Below are 19,186 nucleotides of genomic sequence, written 5' to 3'. Positions count from 1 at the left end.
AGATTCGGGAAAGTGAGAAATGGGATTTTACTTCCCGCTTCCAAATTCTCACTTCTCAATATAATAGGCTGCCTTAGCGTCTTTCAGAGTGGTACAAAGTTCTATTTTGGAAGGGCAGACATAGGTGCAAAGTCCGCATTCCACGCAATCCAGCAGGCCATGTTCCAAGGCTTCTTCAACCTCATCCGCGAGTACACATTTCATGGTAAACTGGGGCAGAATATCCACAGGACACACTTTGGCACAGCTTCCGCAGTTAATACAGGCCCGCACATCTCCGCGGAGGTTGCAGTCCATGGCAAGGGCAGACGGATTCAGGGAGGACAAAAATGTTCTGGAATAACTTGGTTTGCGAAACCCGGGCCTTATAAATCCGAACATCTCCTTTTCTTTGCCTTCGGGGAGCAAGGTCAGAGAAGTTTCGTAAAATCCCATATGGGATGATTCTGAGGCGGTATATCCCCTGAAAATTCCGCCCACAACATATCGGGTTCCGTTATTTTCAGGGGACGCATCGGCAAGATGCCCCAGCGGAACCCCCAGACGGGTTCGGATATGTTTTTTCTCTGTTGCCGAACTTCCTGCAAGCACAACCGTTCTTTCAATGGGATACTTTCCGGTCTTCAGCAATTGCGCCAAAAGCAGGACATCCTGGGCGCTGACATACCATGACTGGTTTTCCAAAGGCTCCTTTTTGGTATGATAAAGCAACACTCCGGGATCATCGGCCGGATAAACGCCTTTGTATATGTGAGTGATAAGCGACTTAAATTCTTTCAGAACAAACGGACTGTCACGGGAAACGCAGACGTGGACCTTCTGCCCCAGACGTTGCAGAATATGGATACCATATTCAAATAACTCCTTTTTTCCTTTCAGCCAGACCTCGGGATCAGGCTGAAACGGCTCACTGGCCCCCAGGGAAACAAATATGGCCGGTGGGATATCATCCGGAGCGGCAATGTCCCGAAAAGGAAATCCCCTTATCAGGGGCCATAATCCGCCGTCCAGAATGGTTTTTATCAGTTTCTCCCGTTCAATGTTTTTAAGATCGTTTTCAGGGATGACCTCAAATTCTTCGGATGCTTCCTCGTCATCCGTTCTGATCACAATTTCTTTGATAACCCGGCGTGGACCGAAACGGATATCCGCAATTTCTCCCCCGCCCGGGGACAGGAATTTAATATCAGGATTCCGCTTGTCTTCAAAAAGGACAGAACCGATTTTCACTCTGTCCCCAGTTTGGACCAGCAGACGCGGCTTTATAAACGGAATCCGTTCCGGCAAAACCGCCACGCTCGCCGGTTTTGCCAGTTCCTCCGACTCAGATGAGGGTACTCCCTCAATACTTAATTTGTAGCCTTTTTTAACGCTGATGGTAATCATTTCTCGCCTTTTCAGATTCAGGTGTTCAAACAAATTATGTCAAATCAGTCAGGTGGGGACGCGTTGTCCTCACTGCATTATCTTTTCAATATAACGGAATCAGAGTTTTTTTATTTCTCACTTCAAATCGGAATCCGGCTTGAAAATTAGGGTTGTGTTCTAAAACTGGATATAAACTTTATAACCATCTGAATCAATAAAGTGAATATCAGGGTATATCCAGAATCAGAACACCATCCCTTTTCTTATTTTTAATCCATGCAGATTCAGTGTGACAACCTTCGCTTCAGCCTATTTCCCAGCGTTCTCTTTTCGACTTTCTGGTGATATCCACACTTCCGTGCGTCACTGCCACAATAAATACTTTTTCTCCCTGCAATTTATAGACAATCCGGTAATTAGTATCTGCTGAATTTTTCTCTGAACAGATTACCCGCTACCCTGATATGCTTCCGGTTCGGGGGCTCAGATTTCCGGCCAGAGGTTTTTTTTAATGGTTTTTACAAAATTTTCGAAAAAGCATGCCGCAAATCCGATTTTTCGGACAGGGATATCCCTTCCCCGGAATAGCGGATTCCGGAGCGGAATAAAAGACAGCTTTCCGAAAAAAAATATGAAATCATGCAAGACCGAGCGTTTTAAGGCTCTCATCTCCTATTTCATCAGTGAAATAAAGCTGAAGGAATTTTTTAAGATTGCAGGCGGTCTGACACAGAAGAGACCATATCCGGTCTCCGCCGAAGCCCCGGTAAAGACTGCGGCCGAAGCCCCTGATATTTTTTGCAACGGCGATGAATCCTTCCGTGGCGGAACGGGCTTTCCGGCAAAAATCCTTTTTTTCTTCGGCAACATCGGAGCTTCTGCCGAGAAAAATATGCTCTGTTCCTCCGGGTATGCTCAGATTTGCGACGCTCCGGTATCCCTGATCTCCGATTGCGAATTCGGGAATCTCTCCCATCCTTTTTATAAAGAGTTCGGATGTCGCGGGCCAGAGAGTGCTGTCATCAGGTTTTCCGATGAAATTTTCCACCGTGACCATAAATCCCTGACGATTGAACGACATCTGAAGAGTTGTTCCGAATTCGCAGTCAGGATGTTTTTTCCCTTTTTTTATCGGACGGGCCTCGGGCTCGTCAAGGGAAACTGTCCGATTTTTTATATGCCTCTCTCCGGCAATTTTCTGTTCGTTCTTTTCGTTAAGCAGTGTCAGGAGCGCGAGCAGCCGCAGGGCTTTTTCTTTTTCGCCGCCCGAAGCCGTAAGATTTCCGACCCTGTCCCCGAACGTACGGAGAGCGCTGACGAAAATCAGCGCAAATTCAAAGAAATATGCCGGAATCTCATTTTTATTCCTATTCAGATTATATTCACGCCAAAGCTCCTTTATTTCCCTGTCATCCCACCACAGGGGAATGCCGTGAGTTTCGGCAAAATGTCTCATCTTCCCGAATGCTTTAAAAATCAGTCCGATATCCGTGGGGTAAATTATATCGGCAGGCAGAACTGTCGAATCTGTCAGCATACAGTCGCCTTTTATGACACCGGCAAGACGCAGCATATCGAATATTTCCGATTCGATAACGGCAATTCCCTCCTCTCCGGGCCGCCGCCGTATTTTGCAAAGACCGCTGTCATGTATGAAAGTTTTCAGTTTTTCATCAGGGACATTGCAGAAATACTGAATATAACGGTTTTCCCTGACCTGGCTGACAACCCCCCTGTCACTGAGCAGCCGGAGCCTCACAACAACAAACAGGCCGATGACCGTCCGGAGGGAAATACCGACACAGCCCCTGCCGCTGTCATAAAACCGGGTCAGCCTGTTTATAATTTTCTGCCACGGAATAACCTTTCGCAGAATGACAAGTTCATTGGTCAGATCGGTTATATTCTTTTTTACCCATTCCGGAGTGAAAGCTTCCTCAAATTTTTTTTCAATCATTTTATTGCCTCCGTGTTACAATTTTGTCATAAATTACGGATAAGACTCTCGGAGCCTCTCAGGGCGAAGATTAAAAAATATCATATAACACTATGGAAAAGCAATAGAAAAGAGAAATTCAGCAGATACTACATAAGCCATGTCCTCCGAAACTGCGAGGCAAAGAGCATCGCCAGGGGTATCTACAGAACCGATAATGATCGGATGTGCCGGATCGCTTATATCTATTACCTGAAGCCCGCTGTCTCCGTCTGCCATGTAAGCCTTTCCATCTGAAACTGTGACGCTTCGAGCATAACCCGGGGTATCTGCAAACCCGATGATAATCGGATGTGTCGGATCGCTTATATCTATCACCTGAAGTCCGCTCTCCCCGTCTGCCACATAAGCCTTTCCATCTGAAATTGTGACATCCGAAGCAAAATCCGGAGTATCCGCAGAGCCAGTGACCTTCGAATTTGTCAGATCACTGATATTTATCACCTGAAGCCCAGTCCAATCATGCTCATCAAAACTAATATTAGTCACATAAGCTTTGCCGTCCGAAACCGTGACACTTGAAGCAAAGCCCGGAGGATCCACAGACGCGATGACAGTCGGATTTATTGGGTCAGTGATGTCTATAACCTGAAGGCCACTCTCCCCATCCGCCACATAAGCTTTACCATTCACAACAGTGACTTTGGCTGCAAGTCCGGGCGTATCCACGGAGCCAATGATAATCGGGTCTTCCGGATCGCTTATATCTATCACCTGAAGCCCACTGTCAGTGTCCGTCACATAGGCTTTTCCATCCAAAACAGCCACATCGTAGGCACTATCCGGAGTATCCACAGAGCCAATGATAGTCGGGTTTTTCGGGTCACTTATGTCTATTAACCTGAAGGCCGCTCTCCCCGTCTGCTACATAAGCTTTGCCATCCGAAACTGTGATATCAAAAGCACTATCCAGAGTATCCAGATATCCGATCATACTAGGATTTTTTGGGTCGCTTATATCTATTACCTTGAGATCGCCGCTCCCTGCTAAATAAACTTTGTCATTCGAAACGGCCACACCATAAGCAATACTCTGAGTATCCACGGACGCTATGGTAATGGGATTTTTCGCATCGCTTATATCTATCACCTGAAGTCCGGCAGGCCTCCCCCAGTCATCATCATACGCAACATAGGCTTTATCCTCTGATATGGCGACACTACGAGCGGTACTCGGAGTCTTCACATAGGCGATGGTCTGCGGATTTTCCGGGTCGCTTATATCTATCACCTGAAGCCCAGGTTCGTATCCGCACCCCACATAAGCTTTATCGTCCGAAACAGCGACACTATAAGGAAGTCCTTCCATATATAGGGACCCCATGACCATTTTTCTGTTCCCTATATCCGGATACATTAAAAACTTGGTATCCTCATCAAATCCGTTACCTGTCAGCGTCACTTTAGGAATGAGCATGAAATAATATGCCCATTTTGATTTTTATATGTTAAAAAATTGCGTAATCCTGTAAAGTGTATTTCAAAATCACTTTATCAAAAGGAGATTATTATGCAACCCTATTCCTTAGAAGTAGAAGAAATCATGCGGCGATACTATGAGAGTCTGAATGAAAAAGACCGCCGGCGATATGCCGGTATTGAAGCTTTGAAATTGGGACATGGCGGACAAAATTATATTGCCAAAGTCTTGGGTTGCAGCAGGCGGACTGTGCGCAAAGGAGCGATCGAAGTAAGCGGCCTGCCCGGACACATCGTAGCAAAACAAATTGGAAAATCTCCTGCTGAATCTTCTGAAATACGTAAAAAAGGTGGCGGACGCAAACAGTATCTGACTGAGCACCCTGAAATAGACGAGCAGTTTTTGAATGTGGTGCGTGAGCATACAGCAGGAGATCCGATGGATGAAAAGGTACGATGGACAAATCTGAGGGAGTGGGAAATCGCGGAGGCTCTGGAAAAAAAATACGGAGTAAAAGTGAGTCGTAACATTGTCCGTCAATTGCTCAAAAAGCATGACTATCGGTTGCGTAAAGCTCAGAAACGCAAACCTATGAAAAAAAACGTACCAGATCGCGACGCTCAGTTTGACAATATTTTGAAACTCAGATCAGAATACCGGAAGGCCGGTAATCCCGTTATCAGCATGGATACCAAGAAAAAAGAATATCTTGGAAATTTTTACAGGAAAGGCCGACTATATACGCTGGAGGAATTGCAAGTTTTCGATCATGATTTTACAAGTTTTGCCGAAGGTGTCATAATTCCGCATTGTTTTTATGACCTGCGACTCAATATCGGGTATGTTCAGGTGGGAACAAGTCATGATACCAGTGAATTTGCCTGTGACAGTTTCCGTCATTGGTGGTATGGTTACGGTTGCCGAATATATCCAAATGCCACGTCAGTTTTGATATTGTGCGATGGTGGCGGCAGCAACAGTTCCCGACATTACCTTTTCAAACAAGATTTACAAATTCTGGCGGATGAAATCGGGATTGAAATCCGAATCGCTCATTACCCGCCCTATTGTTCCAAATTTAATCCGATCGAACATCGCCTGTTTCCTCATATTACTCGTGCGTGTCAGGGAGTAATCTTTTCAAGTTTGGAGGTGGTGACTGATCTGATAGCCAAAACACATACCAAAAAAGGTTTAAAAGTCTTTGTCCATGTTATTGATAAAGTCTATGAAACCGGTCGAAAAGTTGCTGAAACTTTTAAATCAGAAATGCGAATTGTATTCGACAAAATTTTACCCAAATGGAATTATCGTGCAATTCCAATAAATTAAAATGGGAAAGTTATTTAATACCGATTCCTTAATTTGGATTTTTTCGGCACGGCATTTTCCCTGTCCCTAAAATTTGCTCTGTTAAGGAATCGGTATTAAATAACTTTCCCATTTTAATTTATTGGAATTGCACGATAATTCCATTTGGGTAAAATTTTGTCGAATACAATTCGCATTTCTGATTTAAAAGTTTCAGCAACTTTTCGACCGGTTTCATAGACTTTATCAATAACATGGACAAAGACTTTTAAACCTTTTTTGGTATGTGTTTTGGCTATCAGATCAGTCACCACCTCCAAACTTGAAAAGATTACTCCCTGACACGCACGAGTAATATGAGGAAACAGGCGATGTTCGATCGGATTAAATTTGGAACAATAGGGCGGGTAATGAGCGATTCGGATTTCAATCCCGATTTCATCCGCCAGAATTTGTAAATCTTGTTTGAAAAGGTAATGTCGGGAACTGTTGCTGCCGCCACCATCGCACAATATCAAAACTGACGTGGCATTTGGATATATTCGGCAACCGTAACCATACCACCAATGACGGAAACTGTCACAGGCAAATTCACTGGTATCATGACTTGTTCCCACCTGAACATACCCGATATTGAGTCGCAGGTCATAAAAACAATGCGGAATTATGACACCTTCGGCAAAACTTGTAAAATCATGATCGAAAACTTGCAATTCCTCCAGCGTATATAGTCGGCCTTTCCTGTAAAAATTTCCAAGATATTCTTTTTTCTTGGTATCCATGCTGATAACGGGATTACCGGCCTTCCGGTATTCTGATCTGAGTTTCAAAATATTGTCAAACTGAGCGTCGCGATCTGGTACGTTTTTTTTCATAGGTTTGCGTTTCTGAGCTTTACGCAACCGATAGTCATGCTTTTTGAGCAATTGACGGACAATGTTACGACTCACTTTTACTCCGTATTTTTTTTCCAGAGCCTCCGCGATTTCCCACTCCCTCAGATTTGTCCATCGTACCTTTTCATCCATCGGATCTCCTGCTGTATGCTCACGCACCACATTCAAAAACTGCTCGTCTATTTCAGGGTGCTCAGTCAGATACTGTTTGCGTCCGCCACCTTTTTTACGTATTTCAGAAGATTCAGCAGGAGATTTTCCAATTTGTTTTGCTACGATGTGTCCGGGCAGGCCGCTTACTTCGATCGCTCCTTTGCGCACAGTCCGCCTGCTGCAACCCAAGACTTTGGCAATATAATTTTGTCCGCCATGTCCCAATTTCAAAGCTTCAATACCGGCATATCGCCGGCGGTCTTTTTCATTCAGACTCTCATAGTATCGCCGCATGATTTCTTCTACTTCTAAGGAATAGGGTTGCATAATAATCTCCTTTTGATAAAGTGATTTTGAAATACACTTTACAGGATTACGCAATTTTTTAACATATAAAAATCAAAATGGGCATATTATTTCATGCTCATTCCTAAATGATGATGGGCATTCATTTTTTTTATTTTTAACTATTTTATTCTTGACAGACAGATTTCATTTGATTTAAGAAGGAAGACAAGAACAATGTTCTGATTCTTTGTCAATTTACTCGTGCTTTTATGAAATATATTTTATTATAAGAAGGTTATGTGGTAGATATTATCAGAACAATATTGTATCAGACGCTTTAAGACCCTCATCCGGTTATCAGTCTTCATATATATAAATATTTTAATTTCAATATGTTATTTGAGTAACTATTTTGTTGACAGAAAAAAATAAAACACAAACAAAAACAATGTTCAGCGAACTCAGGCCCGATATTCATAAGCGACTTGAGGCGGCCGTTCTGGAAATTTTTTCTGAGTCAGATTTCCATAAAGCAAATATAAGAGAAATTGCTAAAAGGGCGGGCGTCAGTTTCAGCACGATTTACACTTATTATGGCAGCAAAGAAGGACTGTTGTTTGCGTGTGTTGACATTTGGATGGGGAAACTGACGGAACGAATCATTGATCATCTTCAGGGAATAGAAGACCTGAAAGAAAAACTGAGAAAAGTCTTTTGGGTACAGTTGGATTACTATGAAAAAAATCCGGGACTGGGCAAAATTCTGTTTATGACGCTTCCCATGAACACATGGATGACCGACAAAACGTTTGAACAGAAAAAGATGATCAATTTGTTTTTAGATGTTCTTCGCCAGGGCCAGAAAGAAGGCGTTCTCAATGCAGATGTACGGGCCGGGGTATTGCTTGATTTCATACTCGGACTGGTTCAGCGATCCTTTTTTATGTGGATTGCCCGGGGACAAAAGGAAAGTCTGTCCGGCCAGGCAAATACCCTGTTTGAGATGGTGTGGAGAGCGATAAGCTGTAAAACATAAGCGATCAGTTGTCTGTTATCAATTGCCTGTTTTTATTAATTGATAACTGACTATTTCCAACTGACAACGAATAGCTGACAACTGATGGCTGACAACTGACAACAACAACTAACAACTAAGGCGATTTTCAAGAATGAACATACCCGGGGCGTTTTTCAGTTCGTAGTTCCGCCTTTAGGCGGTCTCACCCCGCCTAAAGGCGGAACTACGAACTGAAGTATGCCGGAATCGCCTAACAACTGACAACTGAAAAAGGAGTATAAAAATGTCGGAGCATCCTGATAAACAAAAATGGACAGAGCTTGCAACAAAACTGTTGAAAGGAAAATCGCCGGACAAACTGAACTGGATGACCCCGGAAGGCATTCAGGTAAAACCTTTGTACACGGCCGAGGACACTGAGGGATTGGAAACTGCAAACACGCTTCCGGGACTGGCACCTTATGTCAGAGGACCCATGGCGACGATGTACGCGGGACGTCCCTGGACCATCCGTCAGTATGCCGGCTTTTCCACGGCAAAAGAATCCAATGCATTTTACAGAAGGAATCTTGCCGCAGGTCAGAAAGGGCTTTCCGTAGCCTTTGACCTTGCCACCCACAGGGGATATGATTCAGATCATCCCAGGGTGGCCGGTGATATCGGCAAGGCTGGGGTCGCGGTTGATTCTGTGGAAGATATGAAAATCCTTTTTGATCAGATTCCCCTGGATCAGATGTCTGTTTCCATGACCATGAACGGCGCTGTTCTGCCTGTGCTGGCTGGCTACATTGTTGCTGCTGAAGAACAGGGCGTAAAGCAGGAACAGCTCATGGGAACCATACAAAATGACATCCTCAAGGAGTATCTCACCAGAAATACCTATATTTATCCGCCCGTCCCCTCCATGCGGATTGTATCTGATATTATTGGCTATTGTTCCAAAAACATGCCCAAATACAACACCATCAGCATCAGCGGTTATCATATGATGGAAGCCGGGGCGGATTCTGTGCTTCAGACCGCTTTTACCTTGGCAGACGGAGTGGAATATGTAAAAGCGGCCCTTGCAGCCGGATTGGATGTTGACGCATTTGCCCCGCGTCTGTCCTTTTTCTTTGGTGTCGGAATGAATTTTTTTATGGAAATCGCTATGTTAAGGGCAGCACGTTTTCTGTGGCACCGCCTCATGAGCCAGTTCAATCCGAAAAATCCGAAATCCTCCATGCTGAGAACTCATGTGCAGACATCAGGCTGGAGCCTGACCGCGCAGGATCCGTACAACAATATTATCCGAACCACCCTTGAATGTCTGGCCGCGGCCCTGGGCGGAACCCAGTCCCTGCATACCAACTCCTTTGATGAGGCCATAGGACTTCCCACGGATTTTTCCGCAAGGATTGCCAGAAATACCCAGATTATCGTCCAGGAAGAATCCCAGGTCTGTCATGTGGTTGACCCGCTGGGCGGCTCATATTATATTGAATCTCTGACCGACAATATTATTAAAGAAGCCCAGAAAATCATAGATGAAGTTGAAAAACTGGGCGGCATGGCAAAAGCCATTGAAAGCGGTATGCCCAAAATGCGGATTGAGGAATCTGCGGCTCGGAAACAGGCCCGGATCGAAAAGGGCGAGGATGTTATTGTAGGCGTGAACAAGTACCAGCTCAAGGAGGAAGATATAGAACTTGATGTGCTTGAAGTTCCCTCCACTGTCCGTGATGAGCAGGTCGCAAGATTGAAAGAAATAAGGGCAACACGGGACAATGATGCAACTCAGAAGGCCCTTGAAGCTGTCACAAACGCTGCGGAATCTGATGGCAATCTTTTGGAAGCCTGTATTTCTGCGGCACGGGCCAGGGCGACTGTGGGAGAAATATCAGACGCCATGGAAAAGGTTTTTGGGCGATATGTTGCCACGACCCAGTGCATCTCCGGCATATATGCTTCGGAATACGGGGACAGCGAAGTCATCACTGCTGTCAGAAAAAGAACCGAAGCCTTTATGGAGAAAGAAGGGCGACGGCCAAGAATTCTTGTCACCAAAATGGGCCAAGACGGTCATGACCGGGGAATCAAGGTTATTGCCACGGCTTATGCTGACCTCGGATTTGACGTGGATATCAGTCCCATGTTTCAAACCCCTGAAGAAGCCGCAAAGATGGGGGTGGAAAACGATGTTCACATCGTGGGGGCATCCAGTCTGGCCGCGGGACATAAGACCCTGATTCCCGCACTCATCAAAGCCCTCAAAAAGGAAGGGGGGGACGATATTCTGGTGGTGGTGGGAGGCATTATTCCTCCGGGAGATTATCAGTTCCTTTATGACGCTGGCGCAGTCGGTGTGTTCGGCCCCGGAACACCTATTACAGAATCTGCCAACAAAATACTGAATGCCCTGGAACAACGAAAATAAATTATTGATCAGGCCGTCAGGCTTAACCGAGATCAGTATTCAAAGACTACGAAGACTTCCGAAGTTTTTGAAACTTCGGAAGTCTGTTATTAATTGAGAATTGAAAATTGAAAATTGGAAAACTCTTTCATTCTTATGGAATAAAAAAATGATAAACCAGGATCCTCAGTATTATGTTCAGGGAGTGTTGGAGCAGAACAAACGGATAATTTCCAAAACCATCACGCTGATTGAAAGTTCTCTTCCCGCACATCAGGAGCTGGCCCGAATCGTTGTGGATTCCATCCTTCCTTACACGGGGAACGCTGTTCGTTTGGGAATCACAGGGGTTCCGGGAGTAGGAAAAAGCACGTTCATAGAAAGCCTCGGCATGATGCTCGCGCGTGATAAGACACATCCGTTGAAAAAAGGCACGAAAATACGGAAGACATACAAAGTGGCAGTGTTAGCTGTTGATCCCAGCAGCACACGGAGCGGCGGGAGCATTATGGCGGATAAGACCCGTATGGAAAAACTCTCTGCTCATGAAAGGGCTTTTATAAGGCCCTCTCCATCAGGGGGAACCCTGGGCGGTGTTGCAAGAAAAACCAGGGAAACCATGCTGATTTGCGAAGCAGGGGGATTTGATGTGATTATCATTGAAACGGTGGGCGTGGGGCAGTCTGAAACCACGGTGGCCTCCATGGTCGATTTTTTCCTGGTGCTGATGCTGGCGGGCGCGGGTGATGAGCTTCAGGGAATCAAAAAAGGCGTTCTGGAACTCGCGGACGCGCTTACCATTAACAAGGCCGACGGAGACAATATTGAAAAAGCACGACAGGCAAGAAAAGAATATGAAACTGCCCTGCATTTTCTGACCCCCTCATCCCCGACCTGGTCCCCCCCCGTACTCACATGCAGCGCCCGGGAGACAGTCGGCATAGACACCATATGGGAAACGGTTTTAGAACACAGAGAAAAGCTTCTGAATACGGGTGAACTGGAAGACAGACGTCGGAAACAGGCATTGGACTGGATGTGGTCGTTGGTGGAAGAAGGGCTTAAAGAGCGGTTTTATAAAAATCCTGATGTGAAAGAAATGTTGCCAACACTTACCCGGGAAGTGGAAAAAGGACAGACAGCAGCGACCATAGCAGCTTCCAGACTCCTTTTTTTACATGACAATCATCATTCAGAAAAAGCGTTGAAATAAATTTCAGCTAAAAAAGTGACATTAACATCAGAATGAAAAAGCCCCGGCATGAATGTCAGGGCTGGGACTAGAAGCAGGCTCAGGCCTGCTTTTTAACAGTGTGTTTTAGAAAAGCCCCGGCATGAATGTCAGGGCTGGGATCAGAAGCAGGCTCAGGCCTGTTTTTAAACAGTGCGCTTTAGCGTACTTTTGCTTTCAGGCGGGAGGTTTAGCTCCCGGCTGACGGACTGGCGTAAATTTTTTACTTGATAAATCATTCTATATTTAATAATAGCATAGGTTTTTGATCAACTTTTGGAGTAAATCGGAAAAACTGGTTCTCGCGGAACTTACATTGGCGGCTGTCATATTTTGGACAAACAGCTCAAATCCCGAAAAGGAAGCGTACAGACATATCAGGAAAAATTTTAAAGAAACTGTCAATATTCTGAATTTTGCAATTGACCAAATAAGCATTTGAAAAAAGGATTTTTTATCCTTGGTCATGAAAATATTTTCAGATAAAAAACCCGGGTTTTCAAAATGTATTTTCACGGTAAAAATTGAACAAACAGGTTTGGTTCAGGAATGAAAATCAGCTACGGACATCATCAGGATTGGGAAGTGACCGTTCGCATTCCCCTCTCACCCTGAGCAACTGCTCTCTTCGGCGGGAGATCAGACCCTTATATTCGGAATTCCGCACCTCAAGGGAAAATACCTTAAAAAAAATGTTGCTTAACAGGAAAATTTAGATTTATACATACCAGTAATGTAAATTACAACATGGTCAATACTGGAAAACCTTGACAGTCATAAGTTCTCATAACATTCTGAAATTATTAATACTTACAGGAAATATCTAAAACCAGTCAGATCAATGATTTCAGTTGCTTATAAAAAAAATATTCCAAAAGATTCGGAAAACTTGGAACTCACCAGTATTGGAAAAACGAAAGGAATTAATAAATGGGTATTGTAGAAGACAGGATAAAAGATCTGCAGGATCGGGAAAAAAAGATTCTACAGATGGGTGGTGAAAAAGCCGTTGCAAAGCAGAAGGAAAAGCCAGGAAAGCTGACTGCCCGGGAGCGGCTGGACTGCCTGTTTGATGCGGGGACATTTCGGGAAATTGATATGTTTGTCACCCACCGATGTGTGAATTTCGGCATGGAAGACGTTGAGATTCCGTCCGACGGTGTTATCACAGGTCACGGCCTTGTTGACGGAAGGCCCGTGTTTGCCTTTGCTCAGGATTTTACAGCAAGAGCCGGAAGCCTCGGTGAAATGCATGCCAAGAAAATCTGCAAAGTGATGGATATGTCACTCAAAGCAGGCGTGCCTTTTGTCGGTCTGAACGATTCCGGAGGAGCCAGGATCCAGGAAGGCGTGGACGCACTTTCAGGATATGGACAGATTTTTTACCGGAATTCCGTTGCTTCCGGTGTTGTTCCCCAAGTTTCCGCGATCATGGGTCCCACAGCCGGTGGGGCAGTTTACTCACCAGCCATGACTGACTTTATTTTTATGGTAAAAAACACCAGCTATATGTTTATTACGGGCCCTGATGTGATCAAGTCCGTAACAGGTGAAGAGATAAATTTTGAGGACCTTGGCGGTGCCATGACCCACAATGAAAAGAGCGGTGTCGCGCATTTTGCCTGTGAGAGCGATGAAGATGCCATAAATAAGATCAAAATCCTGCTTTCCTATCTGCCATCAAACAACATGGAAGATCCGCCAGTAGTGGACTCAGGAGATGATCCCAGACGGACGGACCCGGCACTTGACACGATTATTCCTGACAGTCCCAACCAATCCTACGACATTAAGGATGTGATCTCTTCCATCGTTGATAATGGTGAATTTTTTGAACCCCATGAGTATTTTGCGCCAAATATGATCGTATGCTTTGCCAGGCTGAACGGCCGAAGCATCGGAATTATTGCAAATCAGCCCAATGTGATGGCAGGATGTCTTGATATCAACGCATCAGACAAGGCCACCCGGTTTATACGTTTTTGTGACGCGTTTAACATTCCCATGCTTACCATCGCTGATGTTCCCGGATATCTGCCCGGAAGCAATCAGGAATGGGGAGGAATTATCCGACACGGCGCGAAACTTCTGTGGTGCTACTCTGAGGCCACTGTTCCGAAATTACTCTTAGTCACCCGTAAGGACTATGGCGGATCCTACCTTGCCATGTGTTCAAAAGACCTGGGCGCGGACATGGCATTTGCATGGCCCAGCGCGGAAATCGCAGTCATGGGTGCCGGGGGAGCAGCCAATATCATCCATCGGAAAGAGATTAAACAGGCTGATGACTCTGATGCAAAGCGGAAAGAAAAGATTCAGGAATATGAAGACCTCTTTTCAAATCCTTACTGCGCCGCAAGCAGGGGATATATTGACGCTGTTATTCTGCCGAGTGAAACACGGGCCCGTCTGATTGACGCACTGGAGGTCATGTGCGCGAAACGGGAAATCCGACCCCCGAAGAAACATGGAAATATTCCAATGTAAGTTGTGAAACTTGAAACTTGAAACTCGAATTTCCAAATGGAGATCCAAATGGATAAGAAGAAAATGACGGCCGCTATGTCTGCGGTGATGAGCTATATCCAAACTGAAGAAGAGGCTGCTGTCTGTATGGCAGGCAGGGGGGTTATGCCTGTTGCTGAGGAGAAACCGTGTGTGCCCGAGGCTCCGTTGAAACTGTGGGGGATCAGCGGCCGCCAGGCCATTATGCAGATGCGTAACCTGATGCAGATGAGAGCCCTGAGATAATTGAGAACTGAAAAACTGAAAAACTGAAAATTGAAGATTGATATTCCGGTTTTCAATCTTCAATTCCCAATCTTCAATTGAAAAGAGGAGAACTATAGAATGAGTGATCATACACAAGTAAAAATAACTGAGATGAATTACGCCAACGACAGACCAAAGGCGGAAAATCCTGTTAAGATAGAAGACCTGAGCCTTCGTGACGGCCATCAGTCCCTTTTTGCCACAAGAGGGCGCACCGAAGATATGATTCCTGTGGCTGAAATGATGGACGAAGTCGGGTTCTGGGCAGTGGAAACTTGGGGCGGCGCGACGTTCGATACCATGCACCGCTTTCTGAATGAGGATCCGTGGGAAAGGATTCGGACGTTAAAACGATATATCAAAAAAACACCGTTTTCCATGCTTCTCAGGGGACAGAACCTGGTGGGATATCGGAACTACGCGGATGACGTGGCCCGGGCCTTTGTGGAAAGAGCGGCCGAAAACGGCATGGACATCTTCCGAACATTTGACGCGTTAAACGACTACCGCAACTTTGAGACGGTCGTTCCGGTCATCAAAGAATGCGGAAAACATTTTCAGGGTTGTATCTGTTACACCATGACAGAACCCAGAATGGGCGGAGAGGTTTACAACCTGGATTACTATGTCAATAAGGCAAAAGCTCTGGAAGCAATGGGCGCTGACAGTATCTGTATCAAGGATATGGCCGGCCTGATTGCGCCTTATGACGCGTATGCCGTTGTCAAGGCTTTGAAGGAGAATGTGAAGGCACCGATTCATCTTCACAGTCATTTTACCTCCGGTATGTCTCCCATGTCTCATCTGAAGGCCATTGAGGCCGGTGTGGACATTATTGACACCTGCATGTCTCCTTATGCATATCGTACCTCACATGCCGCGATTGAACCGCTGGTGATGTCGCTGGTCGGGACAAACAGAGACACGGGTTTTGATATTCAGCTTCTGGCAAAGATTAATGAGACACTTGAAAAAGAAGTGATGCCCAAATACAGACATCTGCTGGATGACTCAAAGATGTCTGTCATTGATATCAATGTGCTTCTGCATCAGACCCCGGGCGGCATGCTTTCCAACCTGGTCAACCAGCTGAGAGAAATGGACGCACTGGACAAAATTGATCAGGTATATGCGGAGCTTCCCAGGGTAAGGAAAGAACTCGGCCAGATTCCGCTGGTGACACCTACAAGCCAGATTGTAGGCATTCAGACCGTCAACAATGTTCTCTTTGATGACAAAAATGAGCGTTACAAGATGATTACCGCTCAGGTAAAAGATTTGTGCTACGGGCTGTATGGAAAGACTGCTGTTCCCATTGACCCCGAAGTTCAGAAAAAAGCCCTCAAGGGTTATCCCAGAGGCGAAGAACCCATTACATGCAGGCCGGCCGAGGTTCTGGAACCTGAGCTTGAAAAAGCCAAGGAAGATGTCAAGGGGCTCGCGGCAGACTTGGATGATACTATTATTTACGCGCTTTATCCGGTTACCGGCAAAAAGTTTTTGAAATGGAAATACGGTAAAGAGGATGTGCCTGAGGAAGTAAAACCGAGATCTCTGGAACAGGCACTTGCCGAGCAGGAACTGCTTAAAAAAGCCCTGGCCGGAGAGCTTGTTGAAAAGGGTGAAAAAGAAGCCCCTGCCAAAGGTGAGAATCTCCGTAAATTTAATGTATTTGTTGATGATGAATATTTTGAGGTGGGTGTTGAGGAAGTGGACGGAACGCCGTTGGTCAGCTACATCCAGCAATTACAGGCTCAGATGCCAGCGCAGATGCCAGTTGCACCGCTTGCTGCTCCGGTTATGCCAGTTGCTGCGCCTGCTGCGCCTGCTGCGCCTGCTGCGCCTGCCGCACCGGCCGCACCGGCCGCACCGGCCGCACCGGCCGCTACACCCGAACCCGCGGCCGCACCCGCGGCAGCAGAAGCGCCTACGGATGGCACTCCGCTTAAAGCGCCTATGCCCGGCATGATCGTCCGATATGAAAAAGAAGAGGGCGATTCTGTAAACGAAGGCGAAACCGTGGTGGTTCTGGAAGCCATGAAGATGGAAAATGCGCTTCCGGCTTCTGTAAGCGGCACAATTAAGTCCATTAATTTCAAGAGCGGCGATTCCGTAGCCAAAAATGATATACTTTGTGTGATCGGATAGTCGTGAAAAATGGGAAGTGAGAACTGAAAAATTTTCAGTTCTCGCTTCTCAATATTTAATCAGAAGGAGGGATCATGAAGATCCATGAATATCAGTCGAAAGAATTGTTCAAAAAATACAATGTTCCCATACCAGAGGGTGGCATTGCATTTACCGCTGACGAGGCGACCGCTGTCGCGGAAAAACTCGGCAGTTTTCCAGTTGTTGTCAAAGCCCAGATCCATGCCGGCGGCAGAGGAAAAGGCGGCGGCGTAAAACTTGCAAATTCAGCGGAAGAGGCAAAACGCCTCGCTGATGAGATTATCGGGATGAATCTGGTGACTCATCAGACAGGACCGGAGGGAAGACTGGTCAAGAAAGTTCTGGTGGAGCAGGGTCTGAACATTGAAAAAGAACTTTATTTAAGCATTATCCCGGATCGGGCTACCGCCAAGGTCGTCATTATGGCAAGCGAAGCCGGCGGAATGGATATCGAGGAAGTCGCGGCAAAAACGCCTGAGAAGATCATCAGGATTCATATTAATCCGCTGCTGGGCATTCAGGGGTACCACTGCCGTGAGGCAGGCTTTGGCCTGAACCTTTCGCCGCCGGCGATGAAGCTGTTTCAGCCCATGCTCAGAAATCTTTACAATCTGTTTATGAACTGTGACTGCTCTCTGCTGGAGATCAATCCGCTTGTTATCACAAAAGAGGAAACAGTGATTGCTCTGGATGCAAAGATCAATTTTGATGATAATGCCATGTTCCGCCACAAGGACATTTTGGAATATCGCGATCTTGATGAGGAGGATCCCCTGGAGATAGAAGCTTCCAAATACAACCTCAACTACATCAATCTGGATGGAAATGTGGGAAATATGGTCAACGGTGCCGGACTGGCCATGGCGACCATGGATATCATAAAGCGGTCAGGTGCCGAGCCTGCAAATTTTCTTGACGTAGGGGGCGGAGCCAGTGCGGAAATGGTGGAGAATGGTTTCAAAATCATTCTCAGTGATGAAAATGTAAAGGGGATTCTGATCAACATCTTCGGCGGAATACTGCGCTGTGATGTATTGGCCCAGGGCGTGGTTGAGGCGGCAAAGAAGACAGGGATCAACGTTCCTGTTGTTGTTCGTATGGAAGGAACCAATGTTGATGAAGGTCAAAAAATTCTTTCCGAGTCAGGACTTAAACTTATTTCTGCGGTAGATTTGAAGGACGCGGCCCAGAAAGTGGCGGAGATTGTTAATTGAGAAGTGTGAGGTGAGAAGTTTGAAATTTTTCAATATTCAATTCTCAGTTCTCACTTTCAGAGGAGAATAACAAAGTGAGCATATTTGTTGACAAAAATACACGCGTGCTGGTTCAGGGAATTACGGGCAAAGAAGGCCAGTTTCACACGCGGCAGTGCATTGCTTATGGCACAAAGTTAGTCGCAGGCGTAACTCCGGGGAAGGGCGGCCAGAAAATGGACGATGTTCCGGTCTTTAATTCCGTAAAAGAAGCCGTTAATAAGGCTGGTGCAAATTGCAGCCTGATATTTGTTCCGCCCCCTTTTGCAGCGGATGCCATCATGGAGGCGACAGACGCGGGAGTTGATCTTATTGTTACCATCACCGAGGGTATTCCGGTTTTAGATATGATGAAAGTCAAGAACTATATGGAGGGAAAACCGTCACGCCTGATCGGGCCGAATTGTCCGGGAATCATTACACCTGGAGAGTGCAAAGTGGGTATTATGCCAGGACCGACACACAAACCCGGCGGCCCTATCGGTGTTGTCTCCCGTTCCGGAACCCTGACTTATGAAGTGGTGCATCAGCTGACCATGCAGGGAATCGGACAGACAACATGCATCGGTATCGGCGGGGACCCGGTGAATGGCACGAATTTTATTGACTGTTTGGATGCCTTTGAAAAAGATCCCGATACCAAAGGTATTGTCATGGTCGGAGAAATCGGCGGAATCGCTGAAGAAGAAGCCTCTGAATTTATTAAACAGAATCTGACAAAGCCGGTGGTAGGATTTATCGCAGGCATGACCGCACCTCCGGGGCGGCGCATGGGACATGCCGGGGCAATTATCAGCGGCAGCAGCGGAACCGCTCAGGGAAAGGTCGCCGCAATGAAGGAAGGCGGCATTCATGTTTGTGAAGACCTTGGTTCGCTTGGGGAACTATGTGCCGAGGTGTTTGCGTAAATAAAAAA

General features: G+C 46.0%; 14 protein-coding genes. 9 read left to right on the top strand and 5 right to left on the bottom strand.

The features are described 5' to 3' along the window. Nucleotides 1-48: 48 nt before the first annotated feature. The 4 genes from dnm_RS18065 to dnm_RS18050 form a co-directional block, all read right to left on the bottom strand. Nucleotides 49-1,386 (bottom strand): Na(+)-translocating NADH-quinone reductase subunit A, encoded by a 1,338-nt coding sequence (locus tag dnm_RS18065; RefSeq protein ID WP_207678312.1) that lies wholly within the window; start codon nt 1,384-1,386, stop codon nt 49-51. Nucleotides 1,387-2,005: 619 nt separating this feature from the next. Next, nucleotides 2,006-3,325: a transposase gene (locus dnm_RS18060; protein ID WP_207678311.1), complete on the bottom strand. Its 1,320-nt coding sequence runs from the start codon at nt 3,323-3,325 to the stop codon at nt 2,006-2,008. 90 nt (nt 3,326-3,415) lie between these two features. Continuing rightward, a complete protein-coding gene (locus dnm_RS18055) occupies nt 3,416-4,159 on the bottom strand; it encodes an LVIVD repeat-containing protein (RefSeq protein WP_207678310.1) in 744 nt (247 codons plus the stop codon). Between the two features lie 28 nt (nt 4,160-4,187). Next, nucleotides 4,188-4,781: an LVIVD repeat-containing protein gene (locus tag dnm_RS18050; RefSeq protein ID WP_207678309.1), complete on the bottom strand. Its 594-nt coding sequence runs from the start codon at nt 4,779-4,781 to the stop codon at nt 4,188-4,190. Nucleotides 4,782-4,874: 93 nt separating this feature from the next. Here dnm_RS18050 and dnm_RS18045 point away from each other — a divergent pair, with 93 nt between their 5' ends. Then, entirely contained in the window at nt 4,875-6,116 is a 1,242-nt protein-coding gene (locus dnm_RS18045) for an ISAzo13 family transposase (RefSeq protein ID WP_246555998.1), read from the top strand. Nucleotides 6,117-6,229: 113 nt separating this feature from the next. Here dnm_RS18045 and dnm_RS18040 read toward each other — a convergent pair whose 3' ends face one another. Next, on the bottom strand, nt 6,230-7,471 hold the full coding sequence (locus dnm_RS18040; RefSeq protein ID WP_246555998.1) for an ISAzo13 family transposase: 1,242 nt from the start codon (nt 7,469-7,471) through the stop codon (nt 6,230-6,232). 409 nt (nt 7,472-7,880) lie between these two features. Here dnm_RS18040 and dnm_RS18035 point away from each other — a divergent pair, with 409 nt between their 5' ends. The 8 genes from dnm_RS18035 (at nt 7,881) to sucD (ending at nt 19,178) form a co-directional block, all read left to right on the top strand. Beyond that, nucleotides 7,881-8,468: a TetR/AcrR family transcriptional regulator gene (locus dnm_RS18035; protein ID WP_207678308.1), complete on the top strand. Its 588-nt coding sequence runs from the start codon at nt 7,881-7,883 to the stop codon at nt 8,466-8,468. A gap of 265 nt (nt 8,469-8,733) precedes the next feature. Further along, the gene (gene scpA / locus dnm_RS18030; RefSeq protein ID WP_207678307.1) at nt 8,734-10,866 is read left to right on the top strand and encodes a methylmalonyl-CoA mutase; all 2,133 of its coding nucleotides are present in this window, start codon (nt 8,734-8,736) and stop codon (nt 10,864-10,866) included. Between the two features lie 148 nt (nt 10,867-11,014). After that, nucleotides 11,015-12,058, top strand: coding sequence for a methylmalonyl Co-A mutase-associated GTPase MeaB (gene meaB / locus dnm_RS18025; protein ID WP_207678306.1), 1,044 nt, complete (start codon nt 11,015-11,017; stop codon nt 12,056-12,058). Between the two features lie 948 nt (nt 12,059-13,006). Beyond that, entirely contained in the window at nt 13,007-14,563 is a 1,557-nt protein-coding gene (locus tag dnm_RS18020) for an acyl-CoA carboxylase subunit beta (protein WP_207678305.1), read from the top strand. A 48-nt stretch (nt 14,564-14,611) separates the two neighbouring features. After that, nucleotides 14,612-14,827, top strand: a complete 216-nt coding sequence (locus dnm_RS18015; protein ID WP_207678304.1) for a hypothetical protein — start codon at nt 14,612-14,614, stop codon at nt 14,825-14,827. Nucleotides 14,828-14,926: 99 nt separating this feature from the next. Beyond that, the gene (locus tag dnm_RS18010; protein WP_207678303.1) at nt 14,927-16,996 is read left to right on the top strand and encodes a pyruvate carboxylase subunit B; all 2,070 of its coding nucleotides are present in this window, start codon (nt 14,927-14,929) and stop codon (nt 16,994-16,996) included. Nucleotides 16,997-17,070: 74 nt separating this feature from the next. Beyond that, nucleotides 17,071-18,231 carry an ADP-forming succinate--CoA ligase subunit beta gene (gene sucC, locus dnm_RS18005; protein ID WP_207678302.1) on the top strand — a complete coding sequence of 387 codons (1,161 nt, stop codon included), beginning with the start codon at nt 17,071-17,073 and terminating at the stop codon, nt 18,229-18,231. A 74-nt stretch (nt 18,232-18,305) separates the two neighbouring features. Continuing rightward, nucleotides 18,306-19,178, top strand: coding sequence for a succinate--CoA ligase subunit alpha (gene sucD, locus dnm_RS18000; protein ID WP_207678301.1), 873 nt, complete (start codon nt 18,306-18,308; stop codon nt 19,176-19,178). The last annotated feature ends 8 nt before the right edge of the window (nt 19,179-19,186 follow it).

Origin of the sequence: Desulfonema magnum (assembly GCF_017377395.1) — a bacterium.
GTDB lineage: Bacteria > Desulfobacterota > Desulfobacteria > Desulfobacterales > 4be13 > Desulfonema_C > Desulfonema_C magnum.
Note: the sequence above shows the minus strand (reverse complement) of the source record. Positions and strands in the feature narration are given on the sequence as shown.